28 protein-coding genes are annotated in these 23,557 nt (G+C 43.1%); 13 read left to right on the top strand and 15 right to left on the bottom strand.

Annotated features, from left to right (window positions below):
- Window positions 1–17 precede the first annotated feature (17 nt).
- From K2225_RS16190 to K2225_RS16200, 3 genes are read right to left on the bottom strand one after another with little or no spacing between them, the layout of a single operon-like run.
- Window positions 18–848 carry a YihY/virulence factor BrkB family protein gene (locus tag K2225_RS16190; protein WP_220585691.1) on the bottom strand — a complete coding sequence of 277 codons (831 nt, stop codon included), beginning with the start codon at window positions 846–848 and terminating at the stop codon, window positions 18–20.
- A 22-nt stretch (window positions 849–870) separates the two neighbouring features.
- Window positions 871–1,200, bottom strand: a complete 330-nt coding sequence (locus tag K2225_RS16195) for a YtxH domain-containing protein (RefSeq protein WP_220585692.1) — start codon at window positions 1,198–1,200, stop codon at window positions 871–873.
- 11 nt (window positions 1,201–1,211) lie between these two features.
- Window positions 1,212–1,679, bottom strand: coding sequence for a low molecular weight protein-tyrosine-phosphatase (locus K2225_RS16200; RefSeq protein WP_220585693.1), 468 nt, complete (start codon window positions 1,677–1,679; stop codon window positions 1,212–1,214).
- A gap of 222 nt (window positions 1,680–1,901) precedes the next feature.
- On the opposite strand from K2225_RS16200, the gene K2225_RS16205 reads away from it, so the two are divergent.
- Entirely contained in the window at window positions 1,902–3,293 is a 1,392-nt protein-coding gene (locus K2225_RS16205; RefSeq protein WP_255574623.1) for an alanine/glycine:cation symporter family protein, read from the top strand.
- A gap of 131 nt (window positions 3,294–3,424) precedes the next feature.
- On the opposite strand, the gene K2225_RS16210 is transcribed toward K2225_RS16205, so the two are convergent.
- From K2225_RS16210 to K2225_RS16235, 6 genes are all read right to left on the bottom strand, one after another.
- Window positions 3,425–3,886, bottom strand: a complete 462-nt coding sequence (locus K2225_RS16210) for a hypothetical protein (RefSeq protein ID WP_220585694.1) — start codon at window positions 3,884–3,886, stop codon at window positions 3,425–3,427.
- A 147-nt stretch (window positions 3,887–4,033) separates the two neighbouring features.
- Complete coding sequence (locus K2225_RS16215; protein WP_220585695.1) at window positions 4,034–4,699, bottom strand: SOS response-associated peptidase; 666 nt, start codon at window positions 4,697–4,699, stop codon at window positions 4,034–4,036.
- A 69-nt stretch (window positions 4,700–4,768) separates the two neighbouring features.
- The gene (locus K2225_RS16220; RefSeq protein ID WP_220585696.1) at window positions 4,769–5,140 is read right to left on the bottom strand and encodes a DnaJ family domain-containing protein; all 372 of its coding nucleotides are present in this window, start codon (window positions 5,138–5,140) and stop codon (window positions 4,769–4,771) included.
- 11 nt (window positions 5,141–5,151) lie between these two features.
- The gene (locus K2225_RS16225) at window positions 5,152–5,607 is read right to left on the bottom strand and encodes a nucleoside deaminase (protein ID WP_220585697.1); all 456 of its coding nucleotides are present in this window, start codon (window positions 5,605–5,607) and stop codon (window positions 5,152–5,154) included.
- Window positions 5,608–5,622: 15 nt separating this feature from the next.
- Window positions 5,623–6,264 carry an MOSC domain-containing protein gene (locus tag K2225_RS16230; RefSeq protein ID WP_220585698.1) on the bottom strand — a complete coding sequence of 214 codons (642 nt, stop codon included), beginning with the start codon at window positions 6,262–6,264 and terminating at the stop codon, window positions 5,623–5,625.
- Window positions 6,254–6,997 carry a YkgJ family cysteine cluster protein gene (locus K2225_RS16235; protein ID WP_220585699.1) on the bottom strand — a complete coding sequence of 248 codons (744 nt, stop codon included), beginning with the start codon at window positions 6,995–6,997 and terminating at the stop codon, window positions 6,254–6,256. The genes K2225_RS16230 and K2225_RS16235 overlap by 11 nt, the downstream gene beginning before the upstream one ends.
- Before the next feature lie 162 nt (window positions 6,998–7,159).
- Between K2225_RS16235 and mreBH the strand changes: the two genes are divergently transcribed.
- The 4 genes from mreBH (at window position 7,160) to K2225_RS16255 (ending at window position 10,343) form a co-directional block, all read left to right on the top strand.
- The gene (gene mreBH / locus K2225_RS16240) at window positions 7,160–8,167 is read left to right on the top strand and encodes a rod-share determining protein MreBH (protein WP_220585700.1); all 1,008 of its coding nucleotides are present in this window, start codon (window positions 7,160–7,162) and stop codon (window positions 8,165–8,167) included.
- A gap of 528 nt (window positions 8,168–8,695) precedes the next feature.
- Complete coding sequence (locus tag K2225_RS16245) at window positions 8,696–9,001, top strand: hypothetical protein (RefSeq protein WP_220585701.1); 306 nt, start codon at window positions 8,696–8,698, stop codon at window positions 8,999–9,001.
- A 28-nt stretch (window positions 9,002–9,029) separates the two neighbouring features.
- A complete protein-coding gene (locus K2225_RS16250; RefSeq protein ID WP_220585702.1) occupies window positions 9,030–9,401 on the top strand; it encodes a DUF1428 family protein in 372 nt (123 codons plus the stop codon).
- Between the two features lie 21 nt (window positions 9,402–9,422).
- Window positions 9,423–10,343, top strand: coding sequence for a ketopantoate reductase family protein (locus K2225_RS16255; protein ID WP_220585703.1), 921 nt, complete (start codon window positions 9,423–9,425; stop codon window positions 10,341–10,343).
- A gap of 41 nt (window positions 10,344–10,384) precedes the next feature.
- Here K2225_RS16255 and K2225_RS16260 read toward each other — a convergent pair whose 3' ends face one another.
- A complete protein-coding gene (locus K2225_RS16260; protein WP_370632770.1) occupies window positions 10,385–10,966 on the bottom strand; it encodes a M15 family metallopeptidase in 582 nt (193 codons plus the stop codon).
- Window positions 10,967–11,098: 132 nt separating this feature from the next.
- On the opposite strand from K2225_RS16260, the gene K2225_RS16265 reads away from it, so the two are divergent.
- The gene (locus tag K2225_RS16265; protein ID WP_370632771.1) at window positions 11,099–11,827 is read left to right on the top strand and encodes a hypothetical protein; all 729 of its coding nucleotides are present in this window, start codon (window positions 11,099–11,101) and stop codon (window positions 11,825–11,827) included.
- A gap of 805 nt (window positions 11,828–12,632) precedes the next feature.
- Here the strand turns inward: K2225_RS16265 and iadA are convergent.
- A complete protein-coding gene (iadA, locus tag K2225_RS16270) occupies window positions 12,633–13,799 on the bottom strand; it encodes a beta-aspartyl-peptidase (RefSeq protein ID WP_220585704.1) in 1,167 nt (388 codons plus the stop codon).
- Between the two features lie 26 nt (window positions 13,800–13,825).
- The gene (gene yfcC / locus K2225_RS16275; RefSeq protein ID WP_220585705.1) at window positions 13,826–15,322 is read right to left on the bottom strand and encodes a putative basic amino acid antiporter YfcC; all 1,497 of its coding nucleotides are present in this window, start codon (window positions 15,320–15,322) and stop codon (window positions 13,826–13,828) included.
- 161 nt (window positions 15,323–15,483) lie between these two features.
- Between yfcC and K2225_RS16280 the strand changes: the two genes are divergently transcribed.
- The 5 genes from K2225_RS16280 (at window position 15,484) to K2225_RS16300 (ending at window position 20,352) form a co-directional block, all read left to right on the top strand.
- Window positions 15,484–17,502 carry a sigma-54 interaction domain-containing protein gene (locus K2225_RS16280; RefSeq protein WP_220585706.1) on the top strand — a complete coding sequence of 673 codons (2,019 nt, stop codon included), beginning with the start codon at window positions 15,484–15,486 and terminating at the stop codon, window positions 17,500–17,502.
- A 60-nt stretch (window positions 17,503–17,562) separates the two neighbouring features.
- Complete coding sequence (locus K2225_RS16285; protein ID WP_255574624.1) at window positions 17,563–18,204, top strand: hypothetical protein; 642 nt, start codon at window positions 17,563–17,565, stop codon at window positions 18,202–18,204.
- Between the two features lie 112 nt (window positions 18,205–18,316).
- Window positions 18,317–18,508 (top strand): hypothetical protein, encoded by a 192-nt coding sequence (locus K2225_RS16290; protein WP_220585707.1) that lies wholly within the window; start codon window positions 18,317–18,319, stop codon window positions 18,506–18,508.
- Between the two features lie 21 nt (window positions 18,509–18,529).
- Window positions 18,530–19,525 carry an acrylyl-CoA reductase family protein gene (locus tag K2225_RS16295; RefSeq protein WP_220585708.1) on the top strand — a complete coding sequence of 332 codons (996 nt, stop codon included), beginning with the start codon at window positions 18,530–18,532 and terminating at the stop codon, window positions 19,523–19,525.
- A 428-nt stretch (window positions 19,526–19,953) separates the two neighbouring features.
- Entirely contained in the window at window positions 19,954–20,352 is a 399-nt protein-coding gene (locus tag K2225_RS16300) for a hypothetical protein (protein WP_220585709.1), read from the top strand.
- Between the two features lie 79 nt (window positions 20,353–20,431).
- Here the strand turns inward: K2225_RS16300 and K2225_RS16305 are convergent, their stop codons facing one another.
- The 3 genes from K2225_RS16305 to K2225_RS16315 all read right to left on the bottom strand — a co-directional run bounded on the left by K2225_RS16305 (window position 20,432) and on the right by K2225_RS16315 (window position 21,587).
- Window positions 20,432–20,626, bottom strand: coding sequence for a YwbE family protein (locus K2225_RS16305; RefSeq protein WP_220585710.1), 195 nt, complete (start codon window positions 20,624–20,626; stop codon window positions 20,432–20,434).
- A 217-nt stretch (window positions 20,627–20,843) separates the two neighbouring features.
- Window positions 20,844–21,056, bottom strand: coding sequence for a DUF2188 domain-containing protein (locus K2225_RS16310; RefSeq protein ID WP_220585711.1), 213 nt, complete (start codon window positions 21,054–21,056; stop codon window positions 20,844–20,846).
- Between the two features lie 63 nt (window positions 21,057–21,119).
- A complete protein-coding gene (locus K2225_RS16315) occupies window positions 21,120–21,587 on the bottom strand; it encodes a DUF2188 domain-containing protein (RefSeq protein WP_220585712.1) in 468 nt (155 codons plus the stop codon).
- Window positions 21,588–21,838: 251 nt separating this feature from the next.
- On the opposite strand from K2225_RS16315, the gene pxpB reads away from it, so the two are divergent.
- The gene (pxpB, locus tag K2225_RS16320; protein ID WP_220585713.1) at window positions 21,839–22,552 is read left to right on the top strand and encodes a 5-oxoprolinase subunit PxpB; all 714 of its coding nucleotides are present in this window, start codon (window positions 21,839–21,841) and stop codon (window positions 22,550–22,552) included.
- Window positions 22,549–23,550, top strand: coding sequence for a 5-oxoprolinase subunit C family protein (locus tag K2225_RS16325; RefSeq protein ID WP_220585714.1), 1,002 nt, complete (start codon window positions 22,549–22,551; stop codon window positions 23,548–23,550). Before pxpB ends, K2225_RS16325 begins: the two co-directional genes overlap by 4 nt.
- The last annotated feature ends 7 nt before the right edge of the window (window positions 23,551–23,557 follow it).

Raw genomic sequence — 23,557 nt, forward strand, 5'->3', positions numbered from 1 at the left:
GCCTTTCTTTATATCTTCTACCCCCACGTCTCTTTCGTTCTACGATGATGACTCATGGCATTGATCTCCCCTCCCAGAATAATGACAACTCCTGAAAGGTATAACCAAATCATGAGTACGATCACTGTACCTAAACTCCCATAGGTGGCAGAGAAGTTCCCAAGACTACTCACATAAAAAGAAAACAACAGGGAAACTAACTGCCAGCCAAATGTAGCAAACACCGCCCCGGGGACGGTATCACGGTATTTCAACCGTTTATTTGGTGCCATGACGTACAAAAAAGACAATACGATATAAAAGATGATGGATGAAATGACCCACCTCATCCCATTCCATAACGTTAAAAAGTTTTCTGAAAGTCCGAAGACAGAAAACAGTTGAATGCCGATCGTATGACCAAGTACAGGCAGCAAAAGAGCAATTCCGATTACAAAAACCATCGCCACTGTCAGGACAATTGCGATGATACGCGATACAAGAAACGAACGGTTCTCTTTGACGTTATGTGCACGGTTGAATGCGCGCATAATGGCATTAACCCCATTAGATGCAGCCCAAAGGGTGCCTAGTAAACCGATGGATAACAAACTACCATTTTCCCCGCTTAATAAGGAAGAAACATTTTCCGTAATCAAATCGAACGTTTCAGGGGGCGCATAGGTACTGACGAAAGCAAGCACACGTTCTTCGTCAATATGTAAATATCCGAGCAATGTAAGTAGGAATATCATAAAAGGAAACAAAGATAGTAGAAAAAAATACGACAGTTGAGCCGCCATCCCTCCGACATCATCTTCACCGAAGCGAGCAAACAGCTCTTTGCCAAAATTCTTGATGATTTTCACGATATTCCCTCACCTCTTGTGATCAAGAAGCTTCTTTTGAATCGTCGACAGCTCTCAGCTGCTCTTTCACTTCTTGATTGATTTCCCCTACTTTATTCAGCATACTCTCCGCCTTATCCAATAATTCCAGAAGATCTTCCACTCCTTTATTTACTTGCGAAGAAAAAGCCTCATAATTCACTCTAATTCTGTGAATGGCTTCTGAAGGCTGCTTCACATAACTTTGACATTTGGAACCAGTAGCTCGTGATTTCTCCCCTACATACTGTCTGGTTTCTTTATCCATAAGTGCTGCTACTCCTCCAACTAATGCTCCTATCAGTACACCTTTCCAAAGTTTACTCTGTCCCATAAACATCCTCCTTAAAGATTATGATCGTTTTTAATTTTTTCTAACAGTTTAAAACATCCATCATGGACGAGGTCATACACATATTCAAAATTACCTGTGAAATATGGGTCCGGCACTTCGCTTTCCTTCGAATGAGGTACAAAGTCCAGCAGTTTGGCGACCACTACATCATTTTTCTCTCGAATTCCTTTCAAGTCCTGGATGTTTTTATCATCCATCGCAATTAAGTAATCAAAGTCATCCCAGTCCGATGCCTTCACTTGTCTTGCACTCATGCCCTCATAAGAGATGCTTTTCTCATCAAGGATTGCCCGTGTCCCTTCATGAGGCTCAGAACCGATATGCCAATGGCCAATTCCTGCAGAATCGACGGTTATTTTTTCATCCAATCCTTCTTTGTTCACAAGATCTTTAAAAATAGCTTCTGCCATAGGGGAACGACAAATGTTACCGAGGCAGACAAATAATACACGAATCATAACTATGTTCCTCCAATGTAGTGTTTCTCATCTGTTTATTTTCTATGAAAGCGTCAAAAATCCTGCCTAATCAAAACAGTTCACCTAAATATCTTCCCTTTTCATGTCGAAATCAACCGTTCTTTTTTTATTTTTGTACATAAATGACCTTGACATTTGTTTCTAATTTTCGGAATATTTAATATATGGACAAATACTAAATATATGGACAGGGGGAAGATGATGGGTGAAGGTAGTGCATTACACAGTTTTTTAAGTGAATTAAGTGGAATTGTCTGGGGACCGTTCCTTCTGATTTTATTGGTAGGAACAGGGGTTTATTTGACACTCCGCCTGGGGTTTCTTCAGTTTAAAACCCTCCCTTACGCTCTAAAGCTTGCTTTTAAACCAAGCAAAGAGAAGAAAAAGAATGAAAAAGGGGATATTTCGCATTATCAGGCACTCACCACAGCTCTTGCTGCAACCATCGGAACAGGAAACATCGCTGGTGTAGCAACGGCCGTTGTTCTAGGTGGACCTGGTGCCGTTTTTTGGATGTGGGTGACCGCTGTTTTCGGTATGGCGACAAAATATGCCGAAGCTGTACTAGCCGTTAAATACAGAATTGAAGGTAAGAACGGTGAAATGTCCGGCGGGCCTATGTATTATCTATCTCGAGGGTTGAAAACCAAATGGCTCGGACGTCCGCTCGGTTTCTTATTCGCGATCTTCGGTGCCGTTGCTGCATTTGGTATTGGAAACATGGTCCAGTCCAACTCCGTTTCTGATGTTATGGAAGGCACGTTCAATGTATCTCCATGGGTGACGGGAGTGCTGCTTACGCTGTTAGCCGGCTTAGTTTTGCTAGGAGGAATTAAAAGTATCGGGAAAGTCACGGCTTTCTTTGTTCCAATCATGGCTATTTTCTATGTTATTGGTGCACTAATCATACTTATTCTGAATTACAACATGGTCATCCCGGCATTTGGCACTATTTTCAATGATGCATTTACAGCAAGTGCCCTTGGTGGCGGTCTACTCGGGACAGTCATTCGTTATGGGGTCGCACGCGGTGTCTTCTCCAATGAAGCAGGTCTCGGTTCTGCACCGATCGCTGCTGCTGCAGCCCGTACGGACTATGCAGGACGCCAGGCACTAGTTTCTATGACTCAAGTATTCATCGATACCATTATCGTTTGTACAATGACAGGTCTAACGATCGTCATGGCAGGCCAATACCAAGGCGGGCTGGACGGCGCTGACTTGACTTCTACCTCATTCCAAATTTTCCTTGGTGATGTAGGGGCGTATATTGTAACTATAGGCTTAGTCTTCTTCGCCTTCTCTACCATTGTCGGTTGGTCCTACTATGGTGAAAAATGCTTCGGTTACTTGACGAAACAACGCTTTATCGGTGTTTATAAGATTGTGTTCGTAGCGTTTGTCCTTGTAGGAGCCGTATCCCAACTGAGCACAGTATGGGTTTTCGCTGACGTGATGAATGGCTTAATGGCCTTCCCGAACTTGATCGGACTATTACTCCTATCCGGGGTCGTAGCTGCCGAAACGAACAAGTTCCTGAAAGTCGCCAAAAAAGAAAAACAACAAGAACGCGAACAACGGCAAGCCGGTTAACCTTGAATACTGATCTCTCATTCAAAAAGAGCTTACCGCACTACGTTGCGGTAAGCTCTTTTTATGGTGTAAAGTAAACTACTAGAAAACTCCTTGTTTGAATAGGATTAATGAGGGCATAGGAACTACAACTAAGCTAATCCACCCACCACCCACAGAATAATCAGAAACGATAACCCTATTCCTATTGGTAAAAGGAAACTTCGATACACAATCCCCCAAGTAAAATGTTTTCTTCTACTTTTTAAGAACAGATCAACGGAAAAGAAAATACAAGCTGCTCCCAAGCTGACCCACATAAAGATAACTCCAAAAAACATATGCAATAAACCTGAAAACAACAATTCTGCTTTGGGCTGTCCAGTGATTTTCGCTATATATCCTCCTACCCATTCGCTTACAAAGGATGCGGCCACTCCGTATGAGAGAATCAATGGAAGACTATATAACAAACCTACAGGTATAAGTAAAGTCACTGTATGTAGATAAACTACTAAACCACTCAGCCCACTATTGAACGCCATGATGAACCCTAGAACAACGGCGTATATAGAACTTGTGATAGAACCAGCTACAATCTTTCTTTTTAACAAATACAATCCCCCTTCTCCGCAAAACATTAATATGATACTTGACTGAACTTTGCGGAAAAAGAGGTAAATAAATCCATCCAAACTCTTCACCATATATTTTAATGATTATTTTATTACACCACCCTGACTTATCCATTAAAATAATCGTTATGCTATCGGAGCGATACAGTCAGGGCCTTCGTTTTTAGCTGAGTTGACGTAGTCGCTGACTTCATAGGCACGGAGGTCGTCCATTGTCAGTTGTTCAACAAAACCCTTGGCATCTGAAGGCGACCATTTCACTGGTTCAATCCACTCATCCTCCCTTCCCTCAGGCAATATCACGGGCATACGGTTGTGAATTGGAGCCATAAACTCATTCACATCCTGAGTGAGAATCGTACAAGTGTAAAGGGATTCTTCATCCCCTTCCCATTGGTCCCACAAACCGGCAAAAGCAAAAAGTGAACGTTTTTCAGGTTGGATCCTCACAGGTTTTTTTCCTGATTCGGTCTTTTGCCATTCATAAAAGCTATCCGCCACAATTAAGCAGCGTTTTTGACTCATCAGCCTTTTGTAGCTGGGCTTTTCATGAGCGGTTTCACTTCTTGCGTTTATCATTTTGTAGCCAATCTTAGGATCTTTGGACCACGAAGGGACAAGCCCCCACTTCATATAACCTGCACGTTTTTGTTTTCCATCATGGATAACCGCCAGCACCTTTTGCCCCGGTGCGATGTTATACCGTGGTTCATAACCATTGATCGGCCTTTCGATTCCATACTCTCTCAATATTTCCGCTTCTTCAGCTAACAACGTGTACCTTCCACACATTTCATTGCCTCCTATACGTTTTCTCATGACCACCTCAACCATTGATAAATATAAAAATCCGCGCGTCATTCAAAATCCGAAACGCCGGTCAATTTGGCTTTGATATTGTTTGAATGCCCCGGATTGGTCCATTTTTCTCTTTTCCATCATCATATCAAAGCGAAGCTTTTTCTCTTTCCATTCCTTTTTATAGTGAGCGGATAACTTCGGATCTTTAATCTCAGCTAAGAGATCTTCAATTTCTATCATTTCTTTTTTCAGGACCATTTCTTCAGGCAGCATGTTGGCATTCTTTAGAATCCTATAACTGTTTCTAAGTTCTGGAGGCAGATGAGCGAATTCGTCTTTGGGAAGTGGTTTTCCTTTTCCAGGTAAGTTGTCGAAATCCCCTTTTTTCATGGATTGTTTAATCTTTTCCTCAACCAAGTGGCCATAATCCATCTTTCTGCCCCCTATCCTTTTTTCGTCGCATAGGCTTTCATTGCATCTAATTCACAACTGCCAATCGGTTCATGGATCATCGTGATTTCCCGTTGGTTCTTTGGTTTTTCAAGGTCGTGATAAACTTTTTCTGAAAGGGTAAGCCCAACACGACTGGCATCTTCAACGGATTGGGAGTAGATAACTTTTTTTAAATTCGAGAAGTACATGGCAGTGAGACACATCGCGCAAGGTTCTCCACTCGCATACATCGTACAATCACTCAAATCAATGGCCCCCCTTGCTTGTTGGGCTTTTTTAATCGCTACCATTTCAGCGTGAGCGCTGACATCGGGGTGGAGATGAAGTTCATTTACACCTTCGGCAATAATTTCTCCGTTACAAACAAGAACTGCTCCGAATGGGTGGCCTCCAGCGTTTACATTTTCTAAAGCTAACTGCAAAGCCCGTTCTGAAAAAGGATTCACAATCTCTATCTCCTCTCATTTTTGTAGACGTTTGTTCAGCGATTGCTTCAAACCACTAGCGAGTGGTTCGACAGCCACAACCCGTCTAATTTCAGTGTCGTTATCTCGATCATGGTAGCGCACCTCATTGACATCATTCACAGTCACTCCATCGGGATGAGGCTCAATTAAGGTCATATAGTCCCAAGGAGTCACCTTCCCCTCCCGTAGCACTCTCAAATAAAAACCCGAGAACCCTTTCTCCATGACACGTGCTGGAAAATCATCGATTCCATGAGTTCGAGCTATAATATAGCACGGCTTTCTGGGCTCAGATACTTGCAGGACGGCTTCTCCAAGTTGAAAAATATCGCCGATGTGGATATCACGCTCGTCAATCCCTTCTACAGTCAAGTTTTCACCGAAAGAAGGAAAAGAAAATTCTTGACCGTAATGACCTTCCCAGTGCCTATAGTGCTGGGCTGGATAAAGGCATACAGCTTTGTCCCGGCCGCCGTGATTCTTTTTATCTGCTTGTTCATCCCCTTCAAAGTTCGTATAAGTCAAATGGATAGGGTCTTTGACAGGGGTTTTCCGGTAGGCACTGTTCAATCCCCCTTTATCCGTTTGATAGGTTTCCGGACGACCGACATTCAAAGATAAGAGTTTATGCTTCACTTAAGGTCCCCTCTTTCCATTGCTTAATCCAGGCTGGGAGGTAATCATAACTCCAAGCGTCCATCGGATAATCAACAAAAACATCTTCGCCATTTTCATAGAGCGCTTGTATTAACTCATTCATACTTCCGAAATAAAATTGATAAAGAAATTCATAGCTGAACGGTTCTTTTGGCATATGCTGATCTGCACACACCTGCGGATCACTATAGTTCAAATAGGTACGACAAGGAATCGGCCGCACTTCATAAGCCATACATAATTGAGTTTCAGGATCCAGCATCGGGCAAGGCAGGTTCAACTTTTTGTATTCCAGTTTTGTTTCTGGCGCTTCATAATCCATAGCCATAGCTTTTTGCAATTTGTCCTGCTGTTTTTCATAATAATTTTCCCAATGGTCATAAATCGCTTTTTTTCGATCTTCCGAAAAGTTCTCAATGGAACAAAACAACATTTTCGCTTCCATTTTCGTAATGACAATCGGGAAGTAGCAGCAGAAAGCACATCCCATAAAACAATTCGGCTTCATGGAGGTGAATTCCTCCATCCGCTCAATTTCGTGGTCGACTTCGGTCAGCAATCTCTGAAAACCACTTAATATCACAGTTTCTGTATCTTGTTCACTATCCAATAATTCATCAACAATCCCGTCAAAAAATGAAGGGTCGATTTCATACGATTGGTTTATTTTTTCACACCGCTTTATGATTTCTTCATGTTTCAAAAAACTCATAGTAAAACTCCTCTGTCTATCGTTAGTCCCATTATACACGGGGCATGACATATGGCACCACTTTCTCCCGACCACGAATTTCCTGTTGTTCAACCCCCAAAAAAATCCTATGATATGAGAAGACATATAAATAGAATCTTTCACCTTTGGAGGTACGTCTACATGTTATCAAACGCAGAAATCGGTATCGATCTTGGTACTGCTAATATATTGATTTATTCAAAATCAAAAGGAATTTTACTTAATGAACCGTCTGTTGTCGCCTACAATACAGAAACGAAAAACGTGGTGGCTGTAGGAAAAGAAGCAAAAGAAATGGTCGGAAAGACACCGAGAAACATCATCCCTGTCCGCCCGTTGAGAGATGGTGTTATCGCTGATTATGATATGACCGCGCAAATGTTGAAGGAGCTTTTGAAAAAAGTATCCAAAAAATCCGGCATCTCCATGCGTAAACCGACCGTCGTCATTTGTACGCCTTCCGGCTCAACTTCTGTTGAACGCCGTGCCATTCATAATGCAGTGAAAAGCTATGGAGCTAAAAATGTGCATTTGATTGAAGAACCAATCGCAGCCGCAATTGGTGCTGACCTTCCAGTTGATGAACCTATTGCCAACGTAGTCGTAGATATCGGTGGCGGAACGAGTGAAGTAGCTATCATTTCCTTCGGTGGTGTCGTATCCTGCAAATCCATTCGTACAGGTGGAGACGTCATGGATGAGGAAATCATCCAGCACGTGCGTAAAGCTTACAACGTATTAATCGGAGAGCGCACAGCCGAGCAAATCAAGATGGAAATCGGCTACGCACTTATCGATCACCCAGAAGAAACGATGGAAGTAAGAGGTCGTGACATGGTCACTGGTCTTCCAAAAACCATCGAACTAAAATCAACGGAAATTCAAGGAGCCCTGAAAGAGTCCCTAGAACAGCTACTAGAAACGATTCGTGCAACCCTTGAAGATTGCCCACCAGAACTAAGCGGAGATATCGTAGACCACGGTGTCATCCTTACCGGAGGGGGCTCCTTGCTTAACGGCATGCAGGATTGGCTTTCCAACGAAATTTCCGTACCTGTACACATGGCCCCAAGTCCACTGGAATCCGTAGCCATCGGAACCGGCCGCAGCCTGAAAATGATTCAAAAACTGCAAAAAGCAAGTAAGTAAGATAGAAAGGCGGAAACGCCCGGGAGTCCCGACAAGCATAAGACGAGGGGCGCAGTGAGGTGATCTTCCCTCGCGGAGGCCATCGACTTATGTCTCGAGGGACTGGGCGTTGGAGCTGGACAGACTGAAGTGGGGAATCACCCTGGTAGACTCGAAAAGCATAAGACAAGCGCCGCAGTGAGGTGATCTTCCCTCACGGTGGCCATCGACTTATGTCTCGAGGGACTGGGCGTTGGAGCTGGACAAACCGATCTAAAAAGATTGAAAGAAAACAAAACCTCCGGGGATCCCCGGAGGTTTTGTTGTATCATCTCTTGCCCTTCCCAAAAAGAAATGAACACAACTAAATCCCCTCAAAAGAGAGGATATAATAGGGACGATGTCGAAATACGGATAAAAGTAGAGATTCATTTACACTTTTGATAGAATGTTTCGAAACAACCCACGGAGTGGAAAGGAAGGAATAGAGACCTATTCCCCTACTCTCTCTTCTAACACAGCAGATCAAACATTAAGGAGCAGATTTCAATGAAACTATCTACTTTACTTAAGTGGTTAACAGGTGGTTGTGAAGCATTCCTGGCTATCCCTATAGCAGGTGGGGCTTTCATATTCAGCAATGCATGGCTGCCGTTATTGTTCATGTTTGTTTTCCACTTAATTACCCTCGTTGTCTCAGCTAAAGACAAGCGTTCCTACGTGGGAAGTATTCTCGGTATGATCACAAGTGCTATCGGAGCGATCCCTTTTATCGGCTGGGTCATGCACACTGTGACTGCCATCGTTCTTTTAATAGATGCCGGCCGCGCTACAAGCCTGGATAATAAATCCTGAGCACCTAATTCACCAAAGGGGGATAGCGATGTTTACAGTCATATGTCTTTTCCGAGTAAAACAAAAAAAATTGGATGAATTTATGAAATTGAGCAGAAAAACCGGGAATCTCTTAAAATCTCATGGGGCTCTCGACCATAATCTATATTTTTCCAATAAACTGACCGGCAGCCAAGGTTCAATGGGATTTTTGAATATCGTAGACGTTGAGGAAGATGAAGAACTCGTTCTCGGTCAATCCATATTTAATAGTGAAGACCATTACCATGAAATCATGAGAACTGCAGGATTCGACGATATTATTCAATATTTAGACGATCATATTAAAAATGTAGTGGAAACGACAAGAATTATTACTTCAAGTTTTACAACAGAACGCAGTAAGGAGTTAGAAGCATAATTTCTTCGGAGGTGTCGATATATGAAAATTGTAGTTTTAGGGGCAGGAGCCTTAGGTGCGTATTTCGGGGCACGGTGGCAGGAAGCTGGTCATGATGTCATTAACCTTGTGCGTGAAGGAAGAGCCGAGCAGATTGAAAAAAACGGACTGAAGCTACATAGCGAAATGGGAGATTATGAAGTGCCAGACCCTGTGATTGCCAGAAGTCCAGAAGAAATCGAGAATCCTGATCTTGTTTTTCTTGCCGTTAAAGGCTACCACCTTCATGGTACATTGGACTGGCTGAAAGCTTTGGTAAACAAAGGAGCAAAAGTCTATCCCGTTTTAAATGGTATGGAACACATCAGCATATTGCAAAAAGAATTGGGGGAGGAAGCTGTTATCGGCGGACTTTCCTACATCATTGCAACCCTTGATGAAGCTGGGCATGTTGTCCATACGAGCCCATTCCATGACCTCGTATTCGGACCGCTCCATACGTCTCAGCAGGCCATCTGTGAAGAACTTGCCCTCGCTTGTAACCAGGCGAATGTGAATAGTACTTTAAGTACAAACATTCTGGAGGACATGTGGAGAAAATACATGTTCATTACCGCATTTTCTGGAATTACAACAGCTGTTAATCAGCCTATTGGCGTTGTCCGAAGTTATCCTCAAACGTTCCGAATCGCAGAGCGAATTCTTACGGAAATGAAAGAACTTGCAAACGCTCACCACATCGATTTGACAGATGAACAAGTGCAGCAGGCATTTGAACGGTTACGCGGATTGGATGATGAAATGACATCATCCATGCATCAAGATCGACGAAAAGGACTCCCGCTGGAAGTTGAACACCTTCATGGTGGAGCTTTACGCCTGGGCAGCGAAGTGGGATTGAGCATGCCTTATATTGAAACAATCCATGCAATGATCAAACCTTACGAAGAATATCAACAATGACAGAAAAGGTGCCCCTGAACTCAGGGGCACCTTTTCTCTTTCTATTCTTCATCTGCGTATTCGTCTACTTTCGGCCTCTTTCCTCTTTTCAATTCCCTGATCGATAATCCGAAGTCCATTTGCAAATGAGGATAATCCTTAAAATTCTCCCAGTCGCCTCCCCATTCAAACCCAAGACCTTTAGCTGCTTCAGCAATTTCCAACCAATCTGATCGTCCGTTTCCATTTCCATCGTACTCTGTATCCCAAATGATCCGGCCACCTTCGTTCTCAAGCGCAAAATCTATGGCAAGCCCATAATTATGATAGGACTCCCCACCCCTTGCATAAGTGACAACTTGCCCCTCAGATGAACGACCTTGTTCATATAGCTTGTCCTGTCTTTGAACAGATCGGTGACCTTCTGTTATAACAATGTTGATCCCTGCTTCCCTTACCTTTTCAACCAGTTGTTCTTTCCGCTTTTCCACTGTCGGGTGAAGGTTGGTGGGCAAAGGGACATCTTTTTTGTAAAAAACACCTTGAGGAAGTTCCTTTTCTACTTGTGGGACCAAAAAGAACAGCACCAGAGCAACCACGACAGCAAAAAAGAAGAAGTTCATCAAGTTTTTTAGAATGCGCACTTCTGCTTCCCTTCCATTCATTTATTGTTTAAATTGAGAATACCACACGAAGCTGGTTAGAGAAACGAATAAGTTCCTTTTCATAGTTTCCTATAGTATATTTACAGAAACATCCAATTGGGAGGGAACCATATGAAATCCGTCTACTTATTACTATCAAACACAGGCACGATCACAAACCAAGCCATTAAAGCTTTCACCGCAGCCCCCTACAACCACGCATCGATCTCCCTCGATAAAAATATGAAGCGCCTGTATAGTTTCGGTAGACGTCGACCGACAAACCCTTTTTGGGGAGGATTCGTTCAGGAAGATCTTGTTCAAGGAACATTCAGCTGGTACCCCTACGCCACCTGTGCCGTTTATGAATTAAAAATGACAAGAAGAAAATATCAAAAGCTCGAGCGCCTTCTTAAAGCATTCGCTAAGAACTATAAAACTTACTTTTACAATTACTTAGGTCTTTTAGGTGTACCTACAAACCAGCCTATTCATGTGAAATCCAGTTATTTTTGCTCCCAATTCGTAGCTGAAGTACTTAAACGAGCAGGATTCAACCTTTTTTACAAACCGAGTGCTCTTGTTACTCCAGATGATTTCCGCAATCACGAAGAACTCCAGTTGATTTACGAGGGTGCCCTTTATGAATACCCTCATTTATATTCAAGAACCTATTACCATCCAAAAAAGTACAAATCCTTCCCGTTTCGAAGATACATAAAACAACAGGTAAAGTCGGAGGTGCTCGGGATACAAGAAGAGAACGGAGAGCTCTACCAGTTCAGGGATGGATTCATCAAACCAAAGAAAATCTTAATCTCAAAAAAATGGTACAGAATTAGAAAGATTCTGGACCTATAAAAAATCTTCCATCTTCTACAATAGCTCCCTTTATTTAAAGACTCAGTTTCGAGACTTTTGTTGAGTGGTAGGGCTGCGGGGAATGGCTCGCTTTCCGCGGGAGCGCGATGAGCACATACCGCACTCCCTTAAAGGAAGCCTGGCCTGGTTGAAATAATGAATGACACTCCCTGGCCATGGATACGGGGTCAGGGAAACGACGATTTACAGTGGTTTGGATCGGTCATTAGAAAAAAAAAAAACGTTCGTGTCTCCATTCGCTTTTCATGCGGACGTTTCCCAGACCCTGCTTCCACGCTTATTCGTGTGGGATTTTTGGTTAAAACAACTATATAACGCGTGGCTGAGCAGGTCTTCCCTACAGAAGTTGTCAGTCTGTTAGAGGAATTTCGAGAACCTCTTTATGGCAAAGGGGCGGAGGGAAACGGTGAGACTCCTACCTTAAGTGTGCAGGCGCCTTGGTCAGCGGCGTATGGACTGGACTGAGCTGGCGGAGATAAAGAAAACCCGAAGAGCATAGCGATTCGATGTTGACTTATCGTACAGAAGCGAGGGAAGTCTCACTAGGCGCCGGAACCGGATATAAACTTGGGAAATGCGTGGTAGATGAGACCCCGCAGAGCGTTAGCTCGAGGAGGCTCATCACTCGCCCACGGAAAGCGAACCTTTTCCCGGAGCCCCTAAGCTCCCATAAAAGTCTCGAAACTGAGCCTTCCACAATGTTGCCAGTTAGTTGAATAATGATTTACATAAATAAACACCCCTTACCAGATGATATACCGGATTGGGGTGTTTACTTTTTTGCTTATTCGAATGTCCCTTTAACTAGTGGTTCTCCATTACTGACCATTTCTCTCCCTAAAGCGATGACACGGGAAATTTTCAGTGTTTCCGGGTCCATCATAACAAGATCTGCATCTTTCCCTTTTTCCAGCTTCCCTTTCGTATGAAGACCCAAAATAGATGCCGGATTTAGGGTGATGACCTGCAAGGCATCTTCCATGCTCACCTTCTGCTCTACAACGGCCTCTTGGAAAGCTTCATACAAGGAGGCTACCTTCCCTACTTTCAAACCAATCAAGTTGCCCTTATCATCAAAATCCGGAAGGCTACCTTGAGCGTCGGAAGTGAAGGTAATTTGTTCAACCGACACCCCCTGATCAAGCATGCGTTTCAGGGCTTCACTGCTTTTCACTTCTCCGTCTTCTAAAAATTTAGGGATTGTACTCGTTGTAAAATCAACGTACCCTCCCCTTTTAGCGTATCGGATCCCTGCTTCAAAAAGATCAGAATTACGGTTGATGTGTGTCGGATAAAATTGTGTAATAGGTATATCAGTCGTCTCAATAACTCTCTCTATAAGTTCTAATTTATCTGGACTATCCCCGACGTGCACATTGACAATCCCTTTTTTCCCTGAAAGCATCCCACCGATCCGCGCTTCGGAAGCGATCTTCGCCATTTCTTCAACGGTAGGCTGAGAAGATCGGTGGTCTGAGATGGCGATTTCTCCCGCTCCAATGATCAAATCAATCAACAGAATGTCGTCCTCGATGTTACCTGTTAATGTTTTTACAGGGACTTGATAAGAACCAGTATGACAATAGCAGGTAATCCCTTCCTCCCTCAAAGCGCGTGCTTTCGCTACAAGATTTGTCATGGTCCTTGTCGTCCCATCCGTGCCAATGACACCAACAAGAGTGGTTACTCCGTTTAAGGTGGCGTCCGTCAGCGTCAACTCAGGTGTGCGGGATCGAAAACTTCCTTCTCCGCCGCCACCTGTAATGTGAACGTGCCCATCAATAAATCCAGGAGTCAGCACCTCTCCTTGGGCTTCTATGACGTTCACCTGATCCCCTGACAAGTCTATATGGTCCTGGATATCAGCAATTCGTCCATCGGCAATCAGGACATCTTTTTCTCCTAAAAACTCAGGAGCATATACGGTAGCCTGTTTTATTAGAGTAATCAAATCTTATACCTCCTGTGTTCTCTCATTTAATTGAAATTGACGAGTACAGCGACAACGACAAAAACTGACGCGAGTCCGAAGAGAAGCAACTGGAATTTGAAGATGAAACGGAACCAGTTGGACCAGTCCAGACGTGCTGCACCTAGTGTTCCCATAAGCGCCGCAGAAGTAGGTACGATAATGTTCGTCAAACCGTCCCCTAATTGGAAAGCAAGTACGGCTACCTGTCTCGTTACACCTGCGATGTCAGCTAACGGTGCCATCAACGGCATCGTCAAAGCCGCCTGCCCTGATCCTGATACGACGAAGAAGTTGAAGACCGATTGGAATAAGAACATCAGCCATGCAGAAATCACCTCAGGCACCCCTTCGAACACTTGACCTGCTGAATGAAGAACCGTATTCAGTACAGAAGCTGTCGCCGGGTCATCTCCTCCTAAAATGATAATGATCCCTTTCGCCATCCCTACAACCAATGCAGCTGGCAACAGATCCTTTGCCCCTTGAGCAAACCCTTCTGCGATATCGTTGACTCTCATGTTATTCAATTTAAAAATCACACCAATGATTCCTGCAACCAGACCAATAGTGAAAAACTGACTTGCGATTTCCGGAATATAGTAGGCATGTTGAATAACGCCCCAGATGATCCAAGCTACCCCTAAAACAACAGTCAAGATGACAAGCGCGTGACCAATTTTAAAATTGACTTTCAAATCTTGTTTCTCAAAGTCATCTCTGAAGTATTGATCGGATTTATAAGCTAATGACCGAGTCGGATCCTTTTTCACAGAACTTGCATATCTCCACGTATAGAAAGTACCAATAGCCGTAAAGATCAGCCACATAGTAAATCGGAATGGTGTTCCTGAAAGGACAGGCACATCTGAAACTCCTTGAGCAATCGCTACTCCAAATGGATTCATCCAGGATGTCGCAAATCCGATTTGGGTGGCTACATAAGTAATCATGATTCCTGTAATGGCATCATACCCAAGGGCAACCACGAGTGGTACAAGAATCATAGCGAATGCAATGGCTTCTTCGCCCATCCCGAAGACAGCGCCGCCCAGAGAAAATAGGAAGAACATAATTGGAATGATCAGCACTTCTTTCCCCTTCGTCCGGTCAATGACGGACAGGATCCCTTCCTCGACGGCCCGGGTTTTCATAATGATTCCAAAGGCTCCACCAATAATGAGTATAAAAGCGACGACTCCGACAGCCGAACCCCACTTATCTCCTGAAACTAACCCCTCAAATACATAATTTAATAGACCAGCTCCTCCAAAAGGCTCAAACAAACTTGTCCCTTGTTGAGCATTTTCTTCAGCTACCGAAAAACTATCCGGTATTAGGACAGTTCGCGTTTCTTCTGATCCTGATTTGTCATACGTTACCTCTTTTGTTTCAAATGTCCCAGCAGGTATTAAATAAGTTAATAGAGCTGCGAATAGGACAACGAAAAAGATGATGACATACGTATGAGGCATCTCAAACTTCTTTTTCCGCTTCTTATCCATGTGTTTTCCCCCTTTATGATCCTTCCACTAATCTACATGCAAGTTTCATGCCAAAAACATTTTCTGAATATTCCGCCTCAAAAAAAGGCTGTTCACCCAAAATAGGTTTTAATTGGGTGTTATAATATAAACCAATAAGAACTAAAAAGAAGGGTGATCGGATGAAAAACCAATTAACTTTGTTAACAGGAACTAAAGAGACCCAAGCGACCCTGCATGAACAATTGGAAGACATTTTAGGAGAATTCATTCATATTGAGAGCTATGCCGTGGATGAATATGTACCAGAACAAATCAGCGATGATTTAATCATCTTTTCCTCTTATTTAATTGAAAAAGAAGCTGCTCCCTACATCGCTCCCGGCTCACCACATAAAACAGCCATCCGCACGATTAATTATCAACACATTGAGCGATTGTTGGAACTCGAAGAAGGAACCTCCGTCCTATGTGTCAATGACACCTTCGAAATGGCACAAGAAACGATTGACACCTTAGAAAAGATGGGCTTGAACCACCTTTCCTTCACCGCTTATTATCCTGGTAAAAAGAATACACACGACATTCCTACTGCCATTACTCCAGGCGAGGTAACCCTTGTGCCTCCTTCGGCAGAGAAGATCATTGACATCGGGGTCCGCCTGATCGACATTACAACATTAATTGAAATTCTCGATCACTTCCATTTAAAAGAAGAACTCGGGGGAATGATTTCGAACCGGTACACCGGAAAGATCATCGAGCTCAGCAAAAAGCTATCGGAAATGAACAAACAAACCGAGCTCTTAAACCAACACCTTCAGCAGGTGGTTGATGGAGTGAACGATGGTGTCATGGCCATTGACTCCGAACAAAAGGTTACCGTATTTAATCCTTTCATTGAAGAATACAGCGGACTTTCACACACACACGCTATGGGAAAGCCTGTTCATCAATTATTCAAGGATCCTAAACTTCTCGATTTCATGACCACCCCTCAAGAAGAAGGATTATACTTCTCTTTAAACGGCTACAACCTCATGATCTATCGTGTCCAATGGGAAGAGAGCGATAATGTCATCTTCATCTTCAAAAACTCGGATGAAACCATCACGATGGAAAAAGCGGCCCGTAAACACTTGTTGAAAACAGGCTATATCGCGAAGTACACGTTCAAAGATATCATCGGAAACAGCCCGGCCATTCAAAAAGCGAAAAACATCGGGTATAAACTTGCGAAAACCCCCCTCCCCGTTTTAATACATGGGGAAAGCGGCACCGGGAAAGAACTTTTCGCTCACGCCATCCATCATGAATCCGACCGCCTTTACGAACCTTTTCTTGCTGTGAACTTCAGCGCACTACCCGAAGACTTATTGGAAAGTGAACTATTCGGCTATGAAGAAGGAGCTTTCACCGGTGCCAAAAAAGGCGGTAAGAAAGGATTATTTGAACAGGCAGATGGGGGAACTATTTTCCTTGATGAAATTGGAGATATCAGTTTAAAGCTACAAGCCCGTTTATTGCGTGTAATTCAGGAAATGGAAATTCGTAAAATCGGAGGATCCAAGACCATTCCAATTAATGTACGCATCATCGCAGCTACAAACAAAGATTTACTTGAACTGATCGAACAAGGGAAATTCAGAGAAGACCTTTATCACAGACTTAAAGTTTTGTACGTATCTGTCCCTCCACTCAGAGAACGAAAAACAGACATTCCTTCGCTTGTAGAACAATTTCTATTAGAAAACCACACCCCAAATAAATCCCTCGGTGAAGGGTTGATCGGCGAATTGATGAGCTATGATTGGTTCGGAAACATTCGGGAGTTAAAGAATACGATATCCTACCTTCTTACGGTTTCAGAGGGGGACACGATTTCAATTCATGACCTTCCTGGTGAAGATTTTTTCCAAAGACCGAAGAAGGAGACAAAACAGAAAACAACAAGCCTTGTGGATGATCAAATAAATAAAAAAGTTTTAAAGATTGTCCTTTTATTAAACGAATCGATGGTCAATGCAAGCCGCAAAAAAATCTATGAAAAACTTTCTCTGGATGAATCCCCCCCTTTATCCGAGCAACAGATTCGCAGAGTGTTGACAGAGTTAAAAGAACGAGGGTTCGTTACCATCAAACGTGGCCGGGCCGGCACGCAAATCACAGAATCCGGGGCTAATTACATCCGCCAAAGTTAATGTGCTCCCAATCAGAGAATGATATAATAATGTCGAATCGACAAAATCAGGGAGAGAGACATGACGATGGGACTACAAAATAGAAAATCTAGTAAAACGATCTATGAATTATTCATGGTCGCTCTTGCAGCCCTATCCGTCGCCACGATTTGGCAGCAAACCGGCTATAATAGTGTGATCGTCTGGACAACATGGTCCATCTTCTTCCTCGACTTCCTTTATCGATTATATAAAGCCGACAGCAAATGGGGATTCATAAAAAAACACCCTTTCATTGTTATCGCTGCCATCCCCCTTGATGCGATATTCCAATTTGCTAGATTTGCAAGAATCCTTCACCTTTTAAGGTTGAAGTCCATCACAAAATATTACACGATGCCTTTTATACGCTTCCTTAAAAGGCAGCATCTTTTAACGGTAACGGGAGCCACTTTTATTCTTGTGTTCCTTTTGATTATTCCCTTACATTTAATTGAAAATGAATTAGATAGTTACGGAGACGCGTGGGTAAGTGCCATCCTTTCCCTCACCTTCTTCGGGAGATCTGGATTCGAACCAGAAACGATGACCGGACATATCATTATCGTGATCTTCACTATCTTAGGTGTCATCATTCACGGGCTGGTAATCAGCACAACGTTTGACTACTTGATACAAACCTCGCTGTTCCAATCCATAAAAAGTAAATTTACTGATAAATAAAGCCGCCATCTTATGGACGGCTTTTTTCTTTCCTCTCATGCTAGATCAACGTTTAACCCCATATGGAAAAAGGAATTATAACCGGGACACCCATTTTCTGGAGGTGAAAGAGATGGCTGATCAAAAACGAAACAAAGTATCTGAAAACGACCAAAGCTTTCAAGAAAAACTTAAAAAAGAACAGCTGATTGATGGTATTCCAAATGAAGAAGTAAAGAAAGAAGAACGCGAACAAGAAAAAGGAAGAAAATCCAAACAGGACTCCGTTACTGAAGAAGACTACGACGAAGACCTTCGTCCTTAAATGCAGAAATGAGGTGAAACGTTGACAAAGTTCAAGGCATATAAAGTAGATCAAACCGCAGAAGGTGTGCAAGGTTTAGTGCAGGAATCTTCCTTCTCGGACCTCCCTTCCAGCGATGTTTTAATAAAAGTCCATTATTCCAGCATCAACTACAAAGACGGGATGGTTACCCAGCCGGATAATCCCCTCGTCAAAAATTATCCGATCATCCCAGGAATTGATTTGGCTGGAGAAGTGGTTCGTTCCTCTGACAAACAGTATAAAGAGGGCGATGCTGTCATTGCTACCAGTTATGAAATTGGCGTCAATCATCATGGTGGATTTAGTGAATACGCAAGCATCCCCGCCAAATGGATCGTCCCTCTTCCCGAAGGGTTGACGACAGAAGAAGCAATGATATACGGGACTGCTGGTTTCACCGCTGCTCTCTCCATTCACCGATTAGAAGAAAACGGGCTGACTCCTGAGGAGGGGCCTGTCTTAGTAACCGGAGCTTCCGGCGGCGTAGGGAGTATAGCAGTAGCCATGCTGGCTAAGAGAGGCTACACCGTGGAAGCAAGCACAGGTAGTCCTGAACATGAGGAATACTTAAAAGACTTAGGTGCTTCTAAAATCATTTCGCGTGAAGAAGTTTATGACGGCAATCTTCAGGCTATAGCGAGTGGACGTTGGGCTGGAGCTGTTGATCCTGTCGGAGGTGAACAGCTCGCCTCCCTTCTTAGTCAATTGAAGTATGGAGGAGGCGCAGCAGTAAGCGGTCTGACCGGGGGTACAAAAGTGCCTGCACAGGTTTATCCTTTCATTTTACGGGGTATATGCCTTATTGGAATTGACTCCGTCAATTGCCCAATGAATCTAAGGAAAAAAGTGTGGCATCGAATGGCTAATGATTTAAAAATCAAAGAAGTCTTTGATCGAATTAAAGTTGTGCGCACTCTAAATGAAGTGCCCGAAACACTCGAAAACATTCTACAAGGAAAAACACGCGGCCGTTCGATCGTAAAACTTATGAATTGATGGTAGTTTAACAAAACGTACACTATTGACATCTATGAACGTAGAGTTTATAATGTATTGATAGTGCCTTCGAGAGAAGGTAACTCGGAAAAGAAAAGAGTGATTTGTATGAGACTGGCATTCTGCTACGTTTTGATACAACTTAATCACACTGGATCAGCTTCGGAGCTGTAAGGATGCAATAGAGGTAGGGATTGCGTCGTTTAAGTTGCCAAAAACTACCATGTAGAATTTTTGAACCGCGGCACTAACATGGACAAAGTTCCACAACCCTTGCGAAAAAAAGCAAGTGGGTAAAACTTGATATTTTCCGAAAGTATATAAAGCGAGAAGGGCGGCCGTCCTTCTCGCTTTTCCAATTTACATAGGTTTAAAGAAATCCTTTCATGGTAATATAAGCCATAGATGTATAAAAGGAGGCTTATAAAATGTCCCGGTACTTAGACCGTATTGAACCGGAAGATGTCCGCTTTCTTATGGACTTATCAGAATTTAAAACCCTCGTCCTGGAGATGCTTGGTGAAGCTCGGGATTTGGTGAACATACAGATAAACTACGATGTTCTTGATGAGCCCGAAGGAGACACACTTGTCCGGCCCATGGTTCAACTCAATGAAATCAGTAAATTCACAGAAGAGAACCGCCATACGTTACTGCAAACTGGTTTCTCCATTGATGGCGAGCCATTTGATAATGGTGACTATGCCATGGAGAAAATCTTTGGTTCAACGTACACCATCCTAGCAGTGACAGAAGATGAAGATGGTGCTTTTTTCACAATTGAAATGCCTTATAGAAACTTTGAAAAACAAAAGAGTCATGTGTAATCGTACATTCTAAATATCTCAATAAAGCCAAAGAGCCCATGTTTTCACATGGGCTCTTTGGCTTGGCAGGAAGACTATTTTAGGAATGTATGTTTTTCACTCGACCGACTTGACCATCTTCCAGGCGCACTTTTATTCCGTGAGGATGGTTCGGGGATTTGGTAAGGATATCTTTCACTTTCCCACTGGTCAGCGCTCCTGTTCGTTGATCTTTTTTCAGCACGATTTCTACTTCTGCCCCTATTTTAATGTCATTTCTTTTTTGTCCATTCATTTTTGGAACCTCCACATTCAGTCTCTTCCGTATTCTATCACAATTCCCCTACCCGTCACTCATTCAACAAAAGCTTCCGATTGTAAAGACTCTGTTTCGAGATGTTTGTCAGTGGATGGGGCTGCGCGGAATAACTTCCCCGCCACCCCTGACGTTCCCATCGGGCAACGAACCACATAAAAAAAGCACTCTGGGCGAGTGCTTTTTTTATGTTCAATTAGCTGCTGTAGTTGTATTGATTTTGAATTTTTCCTTCTTTGGTATGGATGACCGCTGAAGTTCCTTTGTTTTGTGCAATCTCTTTTGCACGATCAATCGCATCCTGTTTGTTTTCGTACACTTTCGTCGGTTGTTCCGCACCTTCTGCTTTAACAGCCCAACCATCTTCATGAGAAACTACATGTTCTGCTTGATTTCTACTTTCAGCCACTTTGAATTCCTCCTTGAATAATTGTTATATAAGCTATATATCCTGTTAAGAAAAGACGTAAACCTAAGATTCTCCATCAAATGCCATTTTTTCCTGTATACTTCCATCTTTTTTTTGAACGACTACTTGCGTTCCTTTGTTCTCAGCAATCTCTTTCGCTCGATCAATCGCATCCTGCTTTTTGTCAAAAACATTAGAAGGTTGTTTCGCATCTTCCGTCTTAACTGCCCAGCCCTCTTCATGTGCCACTACATGTTGTCCCTTTTCAAGAAGTTCAGGTCGACTTTCTCCCCGACTTCTTTCTTCGTCTCTTGATTTTAGGTTTTTATCGCTCATCTGTTTCACACGATTGATTTCTTTTTCATCTGCGTTTTCATACCATTCTTTTGCCTGCTCTGTAGCGATAGGAATGGCCTGGCCCTCTTTATATCCTTCATCAATCATGGCGTTCGCTATTTCGATCGCTTTTTTCCTGACTGGTGTCTCCAAGTTTTTAAACGAACTTGGAAAATCATCGGTATCCCATGGCATTTTACTCGTCCTCCTCATTCATTACTTATCTTTTTTATTCCCTACAACAAAGCTCGTTCAAACCAATCGGGGACCTTTGTCGAATTGAAACAGCTAAAAAAATAGGATACGATATTAACGTCGATAAGTTAGAAAAAATGACATACTTTGATATTTTCCTGCCAAATTTAAACGGTTAGCTCACTCAAGGCTCACAAGTCTGTATAGTTGTTTGGCATCACTACTTTCAAAAGTGTATAGGAGGTATTTTTTTGAATATAAGCATTCATCCTCTTGGAGATCAGGCTCTCCTTATTGATTTTGGAGAATCTATCAATGAGAAAACTAATCAACAGGTACGTCAAGCTGCCGCACAACTAGATGAACAAAAACCCGGCTGGATGATCGAATACATTCCAGCTTTTTCAACTCTAACCATTCTATATAACCCCTACTACATAGCTAAACAGATAGGTTCACAAGATCTCCTTCCCTATGAATGGGCCCGAACAGAAGTGTTAGCATTGTTATCCCAATCCTCCACCTACCACTCTGAGGAGAGAACTATAGAAATACCTGTATGCTACGGAGGGGAATGGGGACCTGATCTCTCCTTCGTAGCTTCACACAATAGCATGAGCGAAGAAGAAGTCATAGACACCCACATGAATGGGGATTACCTTGTCTATATGATTGGATTTGCACCCGGCTTTCCTTATATCGGAGGAATGAATAAAAAAATTGCCGCTCCCCGGCGTGACGATCCAAGGCTTTCGATTCCTTCAGGCACTGTCGGGATTGCCGGAGAGCAAACGGGAGTATATCCTATTGAAACTCCAGGAGGGTGGCAATTGATCGGCCGAACTCCACTCAAACTTTTCGAACCGGACCGAGACCGCCCTTCTCTACTTCAAGCAGGAGACCGCATTCGTTTCACTAGCATTAATGAAGCAGAATATAAACAACTAAAGGAGGGGGAACAATGATTTCTGTACTGAAATCGGGATTGATGACCACTATTCAGGATATAGGACGATACGGTTATCAAAAAGATGGAGTCATTGTAAGTGGAGCCATGGATCAACAGGCCCACCGAATCGCAAACCTCCTCGTCGGAAATCCTGCCGATGCGGCGACAATGGAAATGACACTTATGGGGCCTGTCCTTGAATTTCAAGAAGATGCCTTCATCGCTATCTGCGGAGGAAACCTCACGCCAATGATTGACGGTGAGAGTGTCGCCATGTGGAAACCATTGTACATAAAAAAAGGAAGCGAACTTCGTTTTGGACAACCCAAACAAGGGTTCAGATGCTACCTTTCCATTGCCGGAGGGTTTCAGGTACGGAAAGTCATGGGAAGTTCGTCCACCTATCTGCGAGCAAACATGGGTGGCTTTGAAGGACGCACTTTAGAAAAAGGAGACCAGCTTCGTTTTGGTCACTCTGATTTCCATCTTCCTTACTCAACAGAACAACTTAAACCTGCGGATAAGACTATATCCTTTAAAGAAACTTCCTGGTTCGTCGGCCCGGAGTTCACTAATTATACAAGGGACGACCAGCCGATCCGAGTTATGGCCGGCCGTGAATTTGAGTTATTCACAGAAAAGAGTAAAGAACAATTTTTCAACGATCCTTTTCAAATTGATTCGAAATCAGACCGAATGGGTTACCGTTTAAACGGCGGAACCTTAAAACTTGAAAATAAGAAAGATATCGTTTCAGAAGCAGTCACGTTCGGAACCATTCAAGTACCTCCAGATGGGAATCCGATTTTACTTGTAGCAGATCACCAAACCACTGGTGGTTACCCCAAAATCGGACAAGTGGCTTCAATTGACCTACCAAGAGTCGCACAAATGCGGCCCGGAGAAAGTATCAGATTTACACCTATTTCTCACCAAGAAGCTCAACGCCTGCTCTTAGAAAAAGAAAAAAACTTAAAACAACTGCAGAGAGGGATTGAAACGAAACGACTATAAGGAGGAG

It is taken from the genome of Halobacillus sp. Nhm2S1, assembly GCF_019599545.1.
Classification (GTDB): domain Bacteria; phylum Bacillota; class Bacilli; order Bacillales; family Halobacillaceae; genus Halobacillus.